Genomic DNA, 16310 nt, shown 5'->3' on the forward strand with positions numbered 1-16310 from the left:
AGGAGAGGCCATGACGTCCGTATGCAAGGAAACCGGCGCGTTGTTGATCGCGATGACCACGAAGCTGCTGTCGGTCGTCTTCAGCACGGCCGAGGTCTCCAACGCCCATCTTTTCCGGTCGACGTTCCAGTTCCACCTGCCGTTGCAACGGAGCGAAGGATGATTGCCGATGATGCAGGTCGCGCGACCGAATCGGTGCCGCCGCACGAAGCTTCGTTGCCCGCTTGGGTACCGGGGCTGTTGAGCTTCGTCGCGGGCTACGTCGATAGCTTCACCTTCCTGGCCCTGTTCGGATTGTTTGTTGCGAACGTCACGGGAAGCTTCGTCACTGCCGGCGCCGAACTCGTCATCCACGATATCGGCATCGCCGGAAAGATGCTTGCCGGTTTGGCATTTCTGGTTGCCGCCGCGCTGGCCGCCGGACTGATCGGCACCATTCGCGAACGAGGCGGCGCGCCGCTGCCGTGGATGCTCGCGGTCGAGGCGGCGCTTCTCACCGTCTTCAGCGTTTTGATGCTTTTCGGAGGGCCACTCGGCGGGGCGAGCGATTGGCACGGCATCGTGGCCGGCCTATTTGCGGCGATGGCCATGGGTACTCAGAGCGTCATTGTGCGGCTGCTCATGCATGGGATTCCACAGACCAACGTCATGACGGGGAACATGACTCAGCTCGGCATCGAGATCACCGGCCTTTTGCTGGCCTGGCGACGGGCGCGCGCGGCCAACGATCTGGAGACCCGAAAGGAATTCATCGTCATCAGGACACAAATGCTAACCGTCTTGGCCACCGAAAGCGGATTTATGCTGGGCGCCTCATGCGGTGCCGCCGCCTATGCGGCCGTCGGATTGGCGGGAACGCCACTTGCCATTGTTCTCGTTGCCGGACTAGCGATCGGGGCCCTCTGGCGCAAGCGGACGGCGTGAAGCCCACGAACCGCTGCTTCCCAAATGGCCTTATGCTCCTCGGGAAGCCCGACGCGCAAATGCGGCATGATCACGCTCCCAAATAGGCGGCGATGACCCGCTCGTCGCGGCGGACCTCGTCCGGATGGCCGGTCATCAGGCCCCGTCCGCGATCCAGAACGACGACTCGATCGACACAGTTCATGACCAGATCCATGTCGTGCTCGACCAGAAGAACCGACATTCCAGCCCGCTTGAGACGATGCAGCAATGTGACGAGCTTGAGCTTCTCGCCCGTACGCAGGCCCGCGGCCGGCTCGTCCAGCAACAGAAGCCTCGTCGGCTGATCAGCGCTCGTGCGACTTCCACGAGCCGGGCCTGCCCCATTGCGAGACGTGATGCCGGCTCGTGCGCCAACCCGTCCAGTTCGACGATCTCCAGCGCACGCCAGGCCTTGGCGAAGGTCGCGGCCTCCTCGTTGCGGTCGAACGCGAGCATTCCGGAGATTATTCCGGAACGGCCCTGTGCATACGCGCCGAAGGCCACATTCTCGAGTACGGTGCGCTCTGGCACGATGCGAACATGCTGGAACGTGCGGGATACACCGCGATGCACCAGGTCCGACACCCGCGAAGGCGGCGCGCCCATGAGGAGAACGCTTCCCTCGGAGGGTTCGAGAAGTCCCGTCGCGACGTTGAAGGTCGTAGACTTGCCAGCACCGTTGGGCCCGATCAGTCCGACGATCTGATCCGGGCCAACCGAGAAGGCAATCCCCCGCAGCGCTCTCAGGCCACCGAAATTCATCGCAATCCCTGTGACCTTCAGAAGATCCTCTCCTTCCGCGCCGCGTTTGGACGGGGTCAGTTCTATGTTGCGACCTGGCTGCGCCACCGAGAATGTGGGCCAAACCCGCTGCAAGGCAGACCAAATGCCGCCGGGCCATCGCAGCAGCACGCCGATCAACACGATGCCGAACACGATCATTTCGACATGCCCGGACAGTCCGAGCATGCGAGCCACCGTGTTTTGCAGCACCATTTCGAGCGCGGTGATCGCCGTCGCACCGAGCACCGCACCAAACGGATGGGACATCCCGCCGAAAATGCATGCGATGAGAAGGTTGACGCTCGATGTCAGCCCGAACGGCGCCGGACTGAGGAATTTGAAGTAGAAGGCATAGAGACCACCGGAAAGACCCGCCAGCGTGGTGGCAACGACGAACACCAGAAGCCGAAGGCGCGTGGCGTTCACACCGAACACTTCCGCCATCTCGACATTGGTTTTCAGCGCGGCGACGGCCCGCCCGGTCCGGCTGTGCGCGAAAATCCACCGCCTGCTACCGCGACAATCGACCAGACCACAATCGCGAATGCGCGTTCGTTCAGCAATTCGAGCGGACCGATCGCGAGCGGTGGAATCTGACCAAACCCCGAGGCACCCCCCGTCAACGCCCCGGCGGCGACGATGCCGGCACTGGTGGCAATGCCGATAGCAAGGGTCGCCAGCGGCAGGAAATGTCCCTTGAGCCGCAGCGTGATCGCACCCACGATGATTCCTGCGATTGCCGATGCCGCGGTGCCGCTGAGAAAGGCAAGGATCGAAGGAACACCATGATCGCGAGCGAGGATCGCTGCCACGCAGGCACCGGTGGCCATGAAGGCGGCCTGCCCCAACGGCACCTGGCCGGCGATCAGCAGGAGCGTGAGCCCCATCGCGGCCAGAGCCGTGAGACCCACCGTGACAAGAAGCGTGACGTGGTATTGCGGGCCGAGAATGGCGATGGTGCTGGCGAGCACGAAAAGACAAATCGCGACGGCGAGCGAGGCAATGCCGGGCGTGCGCCAGGACGGTGGGATTTGCGACTGCGGGGAGATCATGATCAGTGCTCGTGCGCTTCAGGTGGACGGACCGCGTTCCGCCAAAGCAGAGTGGGAACCACCATCACAAAGACGACAACGTCGCGAAAGGCGCTTACCTGATACGCGGAGAAGGACTCGGTCAGTCCGACCAGCAGGACGCCGATCAATTCCATCAAGCTCGAGCGCGACGATACTGCGGTCTTGACGTAACAGCATCTCCCGGCCTGTGGCGCCTCCCAGATAGAACGCATCCTCGAACACGTGGAAGGCGGTGGCGCAGTTACCCCAGGGATCGATTCGAAACACCGTGCCTTGACCTTCGACGCGGCGCTCTGGCTCTTCGCGCGTAAAATCGAACAGCGGAAGAATCCGTTTTCGATACTCGGGGTCTTGGATGAGAAACCGCCCTTCGGGGTGGACGGCGTTTGCTTCGAATGGAAATCGCATCGATCCGTCCAGAGATGCTCGCTGAATGGGCTCAAGCCAAGGTTGCCGTTTCTGACGATTCGGTCCCAGCGTCGGCCAGCACCTCTTGGAGCCTCGCGACCAGGACAGCACGTTTTTTCGCTGAGAGCTTATCGAGATTCTGCTGACGCCAGCGCACGGCGGGAAGCTCGGCGGCATTAGGTACGCCCAACAAATCCCAGTCGGGCTCACCGCGCTCAAACGAGATAAGAAATTTGCGATGAACGGCCGGCATGTCACCCACGATGGTTTTTATCAATGCAGCTCTGGCGGCGAGCAGGTCCGCAAGTTCCACGGGATCGCGTGTCATTCCTGAGAAGCCATGCCTGAACGCCGGTTCAATATTTTTGAGGGTCGGCGCCAGAACCTCCGACATGGGTCGGTCGTGGCTGAGCAGATAAACGATAAAGGCCTTACGCAACGCGTCGCTGATACCTTCGTTTGCAATCAAGTCGCGTATATCAAAGAGATCACGGGGATGCTGACGATCCAGAGCAGCGACGATCTTGCCGGCATAGAGATCTTCAAAGGATACGGTCCGCGCCTCCGCAAAGCCAAACTCCTCTTCGACCGCGGGCTTTACGGCCACAAGCTTGGGTTCAAAGACGCAACCGCGCAGAACAGGCGTCACCTCAATCTTGATCTGAACGCCTTGGGAGCGAATAGTCAGTTTGACAACTGCGTTTTCGGTCTTGGCCTCGGTGATTTGCGCGTCGGGAATGAGGGCTTTGATCTTGCCGGCGATACGCTTCATTGCGGCATCGATAGCGGCGAGCGATTCCGCACGCGCGGCGACCGGTAAATAGGTGAGATCAATATCGACGGAGAGGCGCGGAAGATCACGAACAAACAGATTGATCGCCGTACCGCCCTTGAGGGCAAAACACTCCTCCGCGGTAACTTGGGGAAGAACGCGGATCAGCAGGGCGACTTGCCGTTTGTAGATATCAGCGAACGCCATTGAGATCCTCGGGAACCGTTATGTGGTAGGTGGGGTCGAGGACACCGCCTTTAACAAGCATACGCTTGCCGCTGCCGAGATCGACAGCTTCCTTGTCGAGCCGCTTGAGCCAGGGGTGTTTGTGTCGATCGGCAAAGTAGAAGAACAGGCGCTTCACCTTAACGCTTGAACAATCCTTCAAGAGCTTTTGCAAACGAACAGGGCGCAAATTGCCAAGGCCGCCGAACAGCGCATCGACCTGCTCAAAGGTCTCGTGATTGGGTAACTCATCGAGCAGCTCGAATAGTGCACGCTCGGGCGTTGACAGCGTCAAGGGCCAATCCCACTGGCCCCAGCTCAACGCGGTTATGTCGCCGCCATGCAAGCTCGATACATCACGCGCCTCGCCGGTATCAACATTCCATTTGAGGCTGCCGAGCCCTTTGGTGACGGGGTCGTTTTTGAAGAGCCGTCGATCGTTGTGATAGATAAACTTGACCTTGAGCGGCAGTTTCTGAACCCATGGCGGCGGCGGTTTAGGACCGTAGAGATGAACGGTCGTGGTCGATTGCGCGAGGTAGTGGGCGTACCCCTGTAATTCGAGTGCGGTGCGTCCTCCGACGACAAGCGGCGAATAGTTGAGGATGGTCTGAAGCGATATGACGACCTGCTGCCAGCTTAAAACTCCACGGGGCCGACGAAACACAGTGCGCGCGGGCTGTTCGAGCCAGCCGGATTTCACGTAGAGATGCTGGAGTTGGGTTGAGTATCCTTGAGCCCTTAGCCATGCGGCATCGACCAGCATTCCTTCGGGAAGTTTGCTAGCGAGCTGGTTTAGAAGTCGACCCCTTTCTCTATCCATACTTTATAATATAGCACATTTTCAAACCAAAAGCTAGTTTGAAAATATCTCTATAAATCAATCAAAACTAGATATCGGGCCAAGATTTCAAACCCCACTCTTGTCCCTCTTCCAGCGGTGGATAGCAAGCCATCGGCCGCTACGTTGAGGCCACAGTTCGTGATATGTTCACCCTCCGCTGAGTCGGCTCCGTTCAGCAAGATAGGAAAGCGACCTAAGATGGCAGTTGTTGGTGATATCCTGTTTTACCAGCGCAACGGCGTGGATTTAGACGCTGTCATTCGCGCCAAAACGAATGGTTTGCGCAACGTCGTGGATGCTTTGCCTGACAGGGCATTTTCGCAACAGACCGACGACCAAATTGCAGAGAGCATTGCTAAGTCGGAGCGCATTGAACCGCTCGAACTGGACTTTGGCGCGGCCGTACCGAAGGTCGAGGAAACGCAACTCGAGTTGCGCGGCGACGATTATGGTTTTCGTCAGGGACCCGTTCGCGTTCCCGCTCTCAAAGCCACCAAAACAATACCTTTCAAGGGCGAGCCCGACCTCTGGCATCTGCGAACCAACCCTTACAACATGAACCCACCCCATGGAGAGGTGCGAGGGCACAACCTCATCGTTGGCATGACGGTTCGCGCGGAGCAAGCCGACCAAGCCGCTCAATACATTGAGGGCGCGCTAAAAAGCCTGCCCGAATATCTTGAGCGTCAGCGTGCGCAATTGAAACCGTACAATGAGGGCCTCGCTGCCAACGCTCTGCAATGGGTCAAACAGCGGCGTGCGCGACTTGGGCAAGCGTCCGATCTTCTAAAAAAACTGGGCGGGTAAGGAATAGCGTGGCGTTCCGGGGATTGTTCATTGGTATCGATCGATATGCGTCGCCTCATATTAATGAGCTGAATTGCGCGCGCCGCGATGCTGTTGCACTGGAAGCGCTGTTCACGGACACTTTGGGCGGACACTCCACCCTTCTGGTCGATACCGACGCAACGCGCGACCGGATCGAACAAGAGTTTGCTGCGCTGGCAAGCTGCGATCCGGACGATACCGTGGTTATTGCGTTTTCCGGGCATGGCTCCGAAACGCACGAACTTGTGGCGCATGATACTGATATCGCATCCTTGGACACAACCACCATTCCTCTGGCCCTCGTGCAGGATTGGTTTTCGCGCGTCCCGGCAAAAAGGCTCATCTTCTTCCTCGATTGCTGCTTCTCGGGAGGTATCGGCGCAAAAGTTTTGCAGGTCGATGTAAAGTCGCGCGACCTTCGTTCAGTGGAAGCACGCTTGGAAGAAATCGCCGGCGACGGCCGCATCATCTTTACTGCATCCAGCGCGAACGAGCCGGCCTATGAGCACGGGCGCTTCGGCCACGGCTTTCTCAGCTACTATCTCCTGGAAGCTCTTCGGGGCGTCGAAGAGATCATCGTTGCCGGAAAACTCCCGCTGTACCGGCTTTTGGATTACGTCACGAACCGCGTGAAGGCTGCGGCCTTGCAAATCGGCAGGCCGCAGAACCCAACGCTCAGGGGCCGCATCGATGGTGAGGTCGTTTGGCCCGTGTTCATTGAAGGTGCACGTTATTTCTCCGCCTTCCCGGAGCGCAAGAAGGCCGAAGTCTCAGAAGACATTTCAAGTCTTCAGGGAGCGGGATTCCCGCCCGAGCTGATCAAGGCCTGGGGCAGCGCGATACCGAAGTTGAACCCGCTGCAACTGGCAGCGATCAATGAGTATGGCGTCCTGAGTGGCGAGCACATTTTTGCGTCGGCCCCAACTTCGTCAGGCAAGACGATGATTGGCGAACTCGCCGCCTTGCAAAATGTGTTCAATCGCAAACGTGCGCTCTTCCTTCTTCCTCTAAAGGCTCTGGTTGCGGATAAGCGCCGACACTTCCAGTCTGTTTATGGCTCCTTTGGCATTCGCACGATCGAGGCAACCGGCGAGACGGACGACATCTCGCCGCTGCTAAGGGGCAAATACGACATTGCCCTTCTAACCTACGAGAAATTTGCGGCTATCGCGCTGACATACCCGCACGTTCTCCGAAATGTTGGCGTCGTGGTTGTTGACGAAGCTCAGATGATTGCCGACGTCGGCCGGGGCGCGAACCTTGAATTCGTGTTGACGCTTATACGAATGCAACGACGTCAAGGCGTCGAACCACAAATCATCGCGCTCTCGGCCGTGATCGGAGATACGAACGGACTGGAGCGGTGGCTTGGCGCGCGACTGTTGCGCCGAACGGAACGACCTGTACCGCTTGATGAGGGCCTGCTGCTGGCTGACGGCCGGTTTCGATTTCTCGACGGGGTGACCGGCGAAGAGCGGATGGAAGGTCCGCTAATCCAACGTCTGTATGGCAAGGGGTCCAGCCAGGACTGGATCATCCCGCTCGTGCGAAAACTGATAGCCGACAATCAGCAAGTGATCGTCTTTCGCGAGACTAAAGGAGACGCGCGGGGCTGTGCGAAATACTTGGCTGAGGCTTTAGGACTTCAAAGCGCTACCGAGGCCGTCACACAACTTCCGACGGGTGACCCATCGCAAGCGAGCCATGACCTTCGAACAACGCTGGAACGAGGCGTTGCCTTTCATAACTCCGATCTCGAACCGGAAGAGCGGCGCATCATTGAAGAGACGTTTCGGCAGCCGGATTCCAAACTGCGCGTGATAGCCGCAACGACCACCTTGGCGATGGGCGTCAATACACCGGCTTCCTCCGTTGTCATTGCAGGTCTGGAGCACCCCGGCGAAGAACCCTATTCCATTGCCGAATACAAGAATCTGGTCGGACGCGCTGGGCGGCTGGGATATGCCGAGAAGGGCACTTCTTTCCTTCTCGCCTTAGATGGGCGCAAGGAATACGACTTCTGGGCGCGCTACGTTCAAGGCACCCCGGAAGACTTGGTCTCGCGGTTTTTGGACGAGGACACAGATCCTCGCTCGCTGATTGTTCGGGTTTTGGTGGCCGCGCAGAGAGCCGCCGGAAAAGGCGTCGCGACGGCGGAGATTGTGGATTTTCTGGAAGCAAGTTTCGGCGCCTTTCAGGCCAGCAACGGCCGTGAGAACTGGCAATGGAATCGAGACGACCTCTTAGCGGCGCTCAACGACTTGCTTATCCATAAATTGATCGAAGTCGACGCGAACGGCCTCTATCAGCTTACGGCCCTCGGACGGCTGGCAGGCGAGACAGCGACTGAGGTCGAAACGATTGTACGCTTCGTGAATAGCTTTTCGTCGCTCAGCCCCGACGAGATTACCGATCCGGCGCTCATCACCGCCGTGCAGACTGCGGCAGAGCTGGATCAAGTCCTGTTCCCGATGAACAAGAAGAGCACGCAGAAGGAACCGCAGCTTTGGCCCGCCGAGTTACGTCAGCAGGGCATTTCGGGTTGGTTGATCGGCGCCCTCAGCCAATTTGTCAGCGACAGATTCCAGTCAACTTTACGAGCTAAGAAGGCCGTCGCGTGTTTGCTCTTCGTGTCCGGACGCTCCATGACCGACATCGAGCGCATCGTCACGCAATTCGGCGGTGCCTTCGGAGGCGCTGCTGGACCCGTCCGCGCCGTTGCCGCGAGGACGTGTGATCTCTTGCCGACCGCGGCGCGGGTAGCAGAAATTCTACACCCAACACTCGACCTGGGCGAGCGCATCCGCAGACTGACCGTCCGGCTTACGCTCGGCATCCCAGGCTCGGCAGTTGCCCTCGCAAAGGTCGTCGGCTCAGACCTCCTGCGCGGCGATTACCATCGCCTAGCAACGGCGGAGCTCTGCTCAATCGAAACAATCAGCGCCGCAGACGACCAAGCGCTCTTGGCTTGCGTCGATCACGACCAACGCAAAGTTGCTTTGATCCGACGAGCGGTGCTGACCATGTCAGCACGACAAGAGGAACGACCAATCATAGCTGGGCCTTTGCTCGACGCTTATGTTGCTTAAGCGATCCCACACCTCCTTGCAATGAAGTGGAACACCCCACGGTCCGATACGCGGACGCTTCGCGATGTGGAACGCCGACGAGAGCGACGTGCGGAATTGCAGTTCCGTCAGGGCGAAGAATTTCAGATGATGGCGCCAACATGGAATCATTTCTCGTCCGTAGTCTAAGCGAAGAGGATCTAGACACTGTCGTCGTTTCGGCCGGTGGTCGCCGCGCCCATCCCGATGCGGATCGGCGCGACCGGGTGGGCGCCGACTACGTGCTCGCCGAAGCAATCGTTGAGCTTAAATCGCTTGATGAAGAGGGACTGAAAAAGCCCGTTCGACAACGCAAGCTCGCAGAGCTATTTCGAAAGCACCGCGAAGCCCGGCCAGTCGTTGTGATTGATCGCGAAGTCTTACCGGACCTTGGGAAGCGCGAATACGACCGCATCATTGCTGGACCCATCAAACAAGCGGTCGCATCTGCGCGCAAACAGCTAGAACAATCTCGGAAGGAGTACTCTGAAACTTCGACCAATATATTGTTCGTGCTGAACAACGGGTACAGCGCGCTAAGCCACGAACGTCTTCTCAAGCTTGTCTGGGAGCGCGCAAAGAACGATTCACAAAAAATCGACGGTGTTGTGGTTGCCGGTTGCTATTTTCATAGCGACAGCTTCGACAGCTATTTCCTATGGCCTATGGACTACCGACCGATCAATCTGGAGCGGCCGTTTCCATCGTATGAAAAGCTTCGAAAAGCATGGAATGAATTGGCCAACAAGTTCATGGCCGACCTGATGCAGGTATCACCGCAGCAGAAGTCAACCAAGACCGCAGTCGCTGACCTATGTTTCGACTACGGCGGCGTAACCTACGTAAAGCCGGCACCTATTTTGGGTGAAGCGTCGATGTTCTTCGTCAATGGCCGGCCCCGCGCCAAGAACGCCGATCGTTGCCCGCCGGTCGCAACGACCTTTGCCGATATGAGCCGAGAGACATGGCAAGCCATCCACAAGCTACCCGGAATGCCGCTGCTATCCGACTCTTACGAAGAATGGCTTCGAGAACGTGGTCGGGCCGCTTCGTCGGACGAAGTGTTGAGGCCGTTCGTGCCGATACCCGTTGGCTTCGATGACTGGATGTCGTGGTGCTCGACCCTCACCGATGGTGACGACTGTTCAGTGGGCCAATACGCCAACCGCCTATTTGACGAACGAGCACGCCATCTGCTCCTGACGGCTCGCGAACGCTCGTCGTCATCAATATTGCCATCCCGCTACATCTTTGCGATCACGGAATTCATCGGCCAGGATCAAGCGAACGACATCTCGCACGTACTCGATGTCCGCGAGTTACCGCATGGCGAGCCCAGCGTCCGAGTACTCGTCGAAAACGCGCGCATTGGCCATCTGCACGCCGTCGCCGTGGCTGCAGCTTATGCAGTTCTCGGCAACGCCGAATGCGTTATGTGGCAGAAGGATCTGCGGTACGGGTGGGTGTAGCTCCCATTGCCGGAACCTACTCTGCTCACTATCCTTTCGATCGCCTAGTCCCGCGAGAGGCCCAAGTCGAGAGGGTAGCGCGCAGCAGGTTTCCGCTCGTTGACCGGTATACCTGCACGAACAAGCTGGCTTCGCATCCAGCCAACACGCTTAGAGGGACCTTGATGGTCAGCGAGCACCAGGCGCGCGATGCGAATGGCTTCACGCAATTCTCGCGCGGATTCGGATGTACCCTCTACCCTCTCGTCCGCCAATTCTGCGAAATCCATCCACCAATGATCGTTGTGCCCCCAATGAAGGAACGTTCCTGGATAAACATTCCCTTCCCACAAGCGCATGAATTCAGTTCTTCCGAGATGCTTTCCGTGAAGGGTACACGTGTTCGGGTGATCGAGAGTGCGATAGAGCCGCCGGATCAGGCGGCAATATTCGAGAAGTTGATACCTGCCCGTACCACCGACATGGCTACTCGTTGGGTGGTCCCAATTGAAAGTGACCCAACGAAACTCGTCTATCTCGGCCACCACAATGGATTCGAAATCTTCCTCTCGCTGGCGCACGAAGACGATCCGCCTTGGATTGAGCCGTTGGATAGACTCAAACTGCTCTTCTGCACCTCGGTAGTCTTCCGGATCCACGAGGAAGGGCTTTTGTTTTCCTTCGAAAAGCCAATGTTCGTTTATTCCCAATGCCCGCGCAACGTAGACCAACTCGGCTGCACTTACATCAGAACGCCCCTCCGCAACGGCTTCGAGCTTGCGCCAGTCAGGTAATCCAAGGTGTTTTGAAATGCTCTGCAGGGTGAACCGTTCGTCCACACTGCGCTGATCGTTCATTAATTCAACCGCCGTCGTTAGGCGTAAGCCTATTTGCTTTGCAATTGCTGATGCGGTCGCTGCATCGTCAAAACTCGGGTTCACGACGGTGATGAGGCCGTACCTGATGGCAAGGTCGGCGTGCTCGCCCAATCGGCCTTCAAGCCAATCCCAACCATGCACTTGGACCTCAAAGCTGCCGTCTCGCGCATGGCGCGCGCTTATCTCTGCGGCAGCCTTCTTCAATCGCACGTCGTTCGGCCCAGTAGTGAGGACCACGAAGATGTCGAGCTTTGGATAGAAGCTGCGCGCCTTCGCCACTTCTTCACGCAACTCCTTCTGTGTGAGCCGACTATTCGTCCAAATTGAACCGTCACCACGACCTCGACATTGGATGCCGACCTGGATGCGCGTTCGCTGATCAACACCCGACACATCAACACCCGATTGCGGCTGGCCGTTGCGGCCATGCAGGTCCATGTGGACGTCGCCCGTGATCCTGATGAATAGATCCCGAGTCAGGCGTTCGAATGCCTGCCAATCCTTGGGACGGTTGAGCGAGGTGGCACTGCTTAATCCGGCGGCGAAAGCTCGCACCGCTTGACTGCGTTCACGTTGGGCCAGTGGCGCCATGTCCCCCTCAATGTGCAGCCCCGAGCACCGGACGCCGCCGCTCGCAAAAATCTAGGGTGGCGGTCCAAACGGGTCAAGGACACCGCTTGTTATCAAGCTTATTTTGCGAAAGATTCGTCCGGACTGGTAGGCCCGAAAGCTCCAAGAACGCAGGACCCTACATTTAGAGTCGGGACGGGCTTCAGAGCACACACGCTGCAATTCTGCTCGGCCGTCGGAGGCCGGGGATAACGGTCACAGTGCAGTGCACATAACCATGCGCAACCATCCCGCCGAAACTTCTGGCAGGAGTACGTGCGGATGATGCGGTGGTGGACGGACGAGTTCGACCGGCTGAGGGAGCACGTTCGCGTCATTAAAATGAGCGCCCTAAGGAAAGGCGCGATCGAAGTTGCTCCGCTTAAGTCGCACGTCCATTAGTTCGACATGTTGGTGTCAAGGAGCGCCAGAAGTGAGCGCACCACTACTAGTCGCCGACGTCCGATCGTTGTCGTGACGATATGCCCAGCTCCTATCAACTCGTAAAGCTTCGTGCGTCCCAAGCCGGTTACTTCGCATGCATCGTAAATCGTGCAGGTGAGCCGCTGGGCGAATGGCGTCGAGCTCGGTTCTGCGGCTATCGGAGCGGATAGACTGACTTGCGACTGTTGTCCGCCAGTTTTCTCTCGTCGATTGTACCTCACGTGGCCCTCCTATTCGCACAAAGCTCGACGGGACAAGAGTCGATAGTGCGACGAGCAACGTCAATGCGAACACCCGAGGGCGCTCGCGTACGAGAGCGTGCGTTAGCGGCGGTTTGAATATTTTCGGACACCAAGGGCGACGAGGAATTTTTTTTGCGAATGCGCCACCCACAGTGGGGCATCGCGCCGAGGCTGGTCTGCCAATATCGGAACCAAATTTCGCAAGCGTTCGCCGCTGTTCACCAGCGTCTTATTCAACCATTATTCAACGAACGCGGTTGATGGCTACCTAAGTGCCTGAGATTGCTGGCGCTCCCTAGGGGAATCGAACCCCTGTTTCAGCCTTGAGAGGGCCGCGTCCTAACCGCTAGACGAAGGGAGCGTTGAAGGGAAGGCAATAGCCTTGAAATCCCCCGCCGCAAGATGGCTTGTGCATTGCGGCGGGGATTTTGTCATCCATGCTTACCGCGCCGGGGCGGCGGTTTCGCCGCGAATGGGTCCCAACGGGCCCGGCATGAGGTCCCCGCACGGTACGACGATGCGGTTGTCGCGCGCATCGCCACCTGCGGATGTCGTCTGCGCATCGTGCACGGCCCTGCTTTCGACAAACCACGGCTGCAGAATCGCTTGCTCTAAAAACACCTGCCTGTGAAGTCACACCGCGCCCTGCTCTGCTAACATCGCAGTCTTTCACCATGCTGCGCCCGGCACGGCGCCCGAGAAGCGAGAGGAGTGCTTGGAACAAAGCGCAAGCCCTCGGCGTCAAGTGGTTGACGTCAAGCCTTTGGCGCACGGCAATTTGGCTCACCAACATCTTGGCACACAACAATCAGCGCGGCCGCGGGCAATGGAAGATGTTCCCTGCCTCACGCCGCACCGGTCAATAGCTTAAGCAGAGCGAGGACAGACCATGATCAAGCTAAAAATCAACGGCCAGGAACAGAATTGGGATGGCGACCCGGATCTTTCGCTGCTCTGGTTTCTGCGTGACGAAGCCGGCCTCACCGGCACCAAGTTCGGCTGCGGCCAGGCGCTGTGCGGCGCCTGCACCGTGATCGTCGACAAGCAGGCGGTGCGCGCCTGCATCACCTCGGTCTCCGACGTCGTCGGCCGCGAGGTCACCACCATCGAGGGGCTGCATCCGACCGGCGACCATCCGGTGCAGAAGGCCTGGCGCCAGGTCAATGTTCCGCAATGCGGCTACTGCCAGGCCGGCCAGATCATGCAGGCGGCGGCGCTGCTGAACGAGAACCCGAAGCCCAACCACGACCAGATCCGCGAAGCCATGTCGGGCAACATCTGCCGCTGCGGCTGCTACCAGCGGATCGAGAACGCCGTCCACCTCGCATCGACGGGGGTGTGACATGAACATCCGCACCAATCCGAACCGGCTTCGTGGCTTCGAGAAGCATGTGAAGGTCGAGAACCTGTCGCGCCGCAGCATCCTCAAGGGGCTCGGCATCGCAGGCTCTTTCGTACTCGCCGCGCCGGTGATGACACGGCAGGCGTTCGCCTATGAGACCGGCGCCGGCAAGATGCCGCACGGCGTCGTGGTCGATCCGCGCGTGTTCGTCGCGATCGCGCCCGACGGCGTCGTCACCATCCTGGCGCACCGTTCCGAGATGGGCACCGGCGTCCGCACCAGCCTACCCTTGATCGTCGCCGAGGAGATGGAGGCCGACTGGTCGCGCGTCCATGTCCAGCAGGCGCATGGCGACGAGGTCAAGTTCGGCAACCAGGACACCGACGGCTCGCGCTCTACGCGGCACTACCTGATCCCGATGCGCCAGATCGGCGCCTCGGCGCGCGCGATGCTGGAAGCCGCCGCCGCCAAGAAATGGGGCGTGCCGATCGGCGAGGTGAAGGCGCAGAACCACGAAGTCGTGCACAGCGCGAGCGGCCGCAAGATCGGCTTCGGCGATCTCGCCGCCGATGCCGCCAAGGAACCGGTGCCGGATATCAAGAGCCTCAAGCTGAAGGATCCGAAGGACTTCCGCTATCTCGGCAAGGGCCAGGTCTCGATCGTCGATCTGCACGACATCACCACCGGCAAGGCGCATTACGGCGCCGATACCCGTTTGCCCGGCATGAAATACGCGGTCATCGCCCGCCCGCCGGTCACCGGCGGCAAGGTCAAGTCGTTCGACGACGCTGCGGCGATGAAGGTGCCGGGCGTCGAGAAGGTGATGGAGGTCAAGGGCTGGCCGTGGCCGTCCAAGTTCCAGCCGCTCGGCGGCGTGGCCGTGATCGCACGCAATACGGGTGCCGCGATCAAGGGCCGCGACGCGCTGAAGATCGTCTGGGACGACGGCGCCAACGCCAAATACGACTCGGTGACCTATCGTGCCTCGCTCGAGGAGGCCGCGCGAAAGCCCGGCCTCGTGGTGCGCAAGGAGGGCGATGTCGACGCGGCGCTGAAGAGCGCCGACAAGGTCGTCACCGGCGAATATTATCTGCCGCATCTCGCCCATGTCAGCATGGAGCCGCCGGTCGCGGTCGCCAATGTGACCGGCGACAAGGCCGAGATATGGGCGCCGGTGCAGAGCCCCGGTGGCACCCGCGAGGATGTCGCCAAGACGCTCGGCATCCCCGAGGACAATGTCACCGTCAACGTGACGCTGCTCGGCGGCGGCTTCGGCCGCAAGTCGAAATGCGATTTTGCGCTGGAGGCGGCGTTGCTGTCCAAGGCACTCGGCGCGCCGGTCAAGGTGCAATGGACCCGTGAGGACGACGTCCATCACGACTTCCTGCACACCGTCTCGGTGGAACGGATCGAGGCCGGTCTCGACAAGAGCGGCAAGGTGATCGCATGGCGGCACCGCAGCGTGGCGCCGACCATCGCCTCGACCTTCGCCGCCGGCGCCAACCACGAAGCGCCGTTCGAGCTCGGCATGGGCCTGATCGACAACCCGTTCGAGATCGCCAATCTGCAATGCGAGAATCCGGAGGCCGCGGCGTTCACGCGGATCGGCTGGTTCCGCTCGGTGTCCAACATCCCGCGCGCCTTCGCGGTGCAATCGATGGTGGGCGAGATCGCGCATGCGACCGGGCGCGACCAGAAGGAGATGCTGCTGGAGCTGATCGGATCGCCGCGGATCGTCAATCTGTCCTCGGTGAAGGATCCCTGGAACTACGGCGAGCCCTATGACAGCTACCCGATCGACACCGCGCGGCTGCGCAAGGTGGTCGAGCTGGTCGCCGAAAAGGGCGAGTGGGGCCGGTCGTTACCGAAAGGCCATGGTCTCGGCATCGCCGCGCACCGGTCGTTCGTCAGCTACATCGCGACCATCGTCGAGGTGGCGATCGACGACAAGGGCAAGCTGACGGTGCCGCGGGTCGACACCGCGATCGATTGCGGCACCTACGTCAATCCGGAGCGGATCGCCTCGCAGATCGAGGGTGCTGCGATCATGGGGCTCAGCCTCGCCAAATACGGCGAGATCAGCTTCAAGGACGGCAAGGTGCAGCAGAGCAATTTCGACGACTTCCCGGTGATCCGGATCGACGAATCGCCTGCGATCACCAACGTCCACATCGTGCCGCCCGGTGCCGACACGCCGCCGAGCGGCGTCGGCGAGCCCGGCGTGCCGCCGTTCGCGCCTGCGCTGATCAACGCGATCTTCGCCGCCACCGGAAAACGCATCCGTGCGCTTCCGATCGGCAAGCAGCTCGAGACCTGAGTAGGAACGTTCCGCGAAGCCGGCGGTTCTCATCGACACTCTCCG

14 protein-coding genes and 1 tRNA gene are annotated in these 16310 nt (G+C 59.6%); 7 read left to right on the plus strand and 8 right to left on the minus strand.

Features of this window, described 5'->3' with window-relative positions; genetic code table 11:
• Window positions 1–10 precede the first annotated feature (10 nt).
• The gene (locus tag CWS35_RS39335) at window positions 11–163 is read left to right on the plus strand and encodes a hypothetical protein (protein ID WP_157817347.1); all 153 of its coding nucleotides are present in this window, start codon (window positions 11–13) and stop codon (window positions 161–163) included.
• Window positions 160–924 carry a YoaK family protein gene (locus CWS35_RS36480; RefSeq protein WP_157817348.1) on the plus strand — a complete coding sequence of 255 codons (765 nt, stop codon included), beginning with the start codon at window positions 160–162 and terminating at the stop codon, window positions 922–924. Before CWS35_RS39335 ends, CWS35_RS36480 begins: the two co-directional genes overlap by 4 nt.
• Window positions 925–994: 70 nt before the next feature.
• Here CWS35_RS36480 and CWS35_RS40470 read toward each other — a convergent pair whose 3' ends face one another.
• The 6 genes from CWS35_RS40470 to CWS35_RS36515 are packed head-to-tail and all read right to left on the minus strand — an operon-like array spanning window position 995 to window position 4972.
• A complete protein-coding gene (locus CWS35_RS40470) occupies window positions 995–1120 on the minus strand; it encodes a hypothetical protein (RefSeq protein WP_256387930.1) in 126 nt (41 codons plus the stop codon).
• Entirely contained in the window at window positions 1105–2172 is a 1068-nt protein-coding gene (locus CWS35_RS40475) for an ATP-binding cassette domain-containing protein (RefSeq protein ID WP_256387931.1), read from the minus strand. Before CWS35_RS40475 ends, CWS35_RS40470 begins: the two co-directional genes overlap by 16 nt.
• Window positions 2173–2186: 14 nt before the next feature.
• Window positions 2187–2780, minus strand: coding sequence for a branched-chain amino acid ABC transporter permease (locus CWS35_RS40480; RefSeq protein ID WP_100955850.1), 594 nt, complete (start codon window positions 2778–2780; stop codon window positions 2187–2189).
• 18 nt (window positions 2781–2798) lie between these two features.
• The gene (locus tag CWS35_RS39340; RefSeq protein WP_157817349.1) at window positions 2799–3209 is read right to left on the minus strand and encodes a hypothetical protein; all 411 of its coding nucleotides are present in this window, start codon (window positions 3207–3209) and stop codon (window positions 2799–2801) included.
• A 31-nt stretch (window positions 3210–3240) separates the two neighbouring features.
• The gene (locus CWS35_RS36510) at window positions 3241–4188 is read right to left on the minus strand and encodes a nucleotidyl transferase AbiEii/AbiGii toxin family protein (protein WP_100955852.1); all 948 of its coding nucleotides are present in this window, start codon (window positions 4186–4188) and stop codon (window positions 3241–3243) included.
• Entirely contained in the window at window positions 4175–4972 is a 798-nt protein-coding gene (locus CWS35_RS36515) for a type IV toxin-antitoxin system AbiEi family antitoxin domain-containing protein (protein WP_371682821.1), read from the minus strand. Before CWS35_RS36515 ends, CWS35_RS36510 begins: the two co-directional genes overlap by 14 nt.
• Before the next feature lie 276 nt (window positions 4973–5248).
• On the opposite strand from CWS35_RS36515, the gene CWS35_RS36520 reads away from it, so the two are divergent.
• The 3 genes from CWS35_RS36520 to CWS35_RS36530 all read left to right on the plus strand — a co-directional run bounded on the left by CWS35_RS36520 (window position 5249) and on the right by CWS35_RS36530 (window position 10454).
• On the plus strand, window positions 5249–5857 hold the full coding sequence (locus tag CWS35_RS36520) for a hypothetical protein (RefSeq protein ID WP_100955854.1): 609 nt from the start codon (window positions 5249–5251) through the stop codon (window positions 5855–5857).
• Window positions 5858–5880: 23 nt separating this feature from the next.
• On the plus strand, window positions 5881–8967 hold the full coding sequence (locus tag CWS35_RS36525) for a DEAD/DEAH box helicase (RefSeq protein WP_245438803.1): 3087 nt from the start codon (window positions 5881–5883) through the stop codon (window positions 8965–8967).
• Between the two features lie 140 nt (window positions 8968–9107).
• The gene (locus CWS35_RS36530; RefSeq protein ID WP_100955856.1) at window positions 9108–10454 is read left to right on the plus strand and encodes a hypothetical protein; all 1347 of its coding nucleotides are present in this window, start codon (window positions 9108–9110) and stop codon (window positions 10452–10454) included.
• A 44-nt stretch (window positions 10455–10498) separates the two neighbouring features.
• Here CWS35_RS36530 and CWS35_RS36535 read toward each other — a convergent pair whose 3' ends face one another.
• Both CWS35_RS36535 and CWS35_RS36545 read right to left on the minus strand, forming a co-directional pair.
• A complete protein-coding gene (locus CWS35_RS36535; RefSeq protein WP_157817350.1) occupies window positions 10499–11902 on the minus strand; it encodes a hypothetical protein in 1404 nt (467 codons plus the stop codon).
• A 990-nt stretch (window positions 11903–12892) separates the two neighbouring features.
• A tRNA-Glu gene (locus CWS35_RS36545) sits at window positions 12893–12967 on the minus strand.
• A gap of 528 nt (window positions 12968–13495) precedes the next feature.
• Here CWS35_RS36545 and CWS35_RS36550 point away from each other — a divergent pair.
• Both CWS35_RS36550 and CWS35_RS36555 read left to right on the plus strand, forming a co-directional pair.
• The gene (locus tag CWS35_RS36550; RefSeq protein WP_024581012.1) at window positions 13496–13948 is read left to right on the plus strand and encodes a (2Fe-2S)-binding protein; all 453 of its coding nucleotides are present in this window, start codon (window positions 13496–13498) and stop codon (window positions 13946–13948) included.
• Window position 13949: 1 nt separating this feature from the next.
• A complete protein-coding gene (locus CWS35_RS36555; RefSeq protein ID WP_100955858.1) occupies window positions 13950–16265 on the plus strand; it encodes a molybdopterin cofactor-binding domain-containing protein in 2316 nt (771 codons plus the stop codon).
• Window positions 16266–16310 lie beyond the last annotated feature (45 nt).

The organism is Bradyrhizobium sp. SK17 (genome assembly GCF_002831585.1).
Classification (GTDB): Bacteria; Pseudomonadota; Alphaproteobacteria; order Rhizobiales; family Xanthobacteraceae; genus Bradyrhizobium.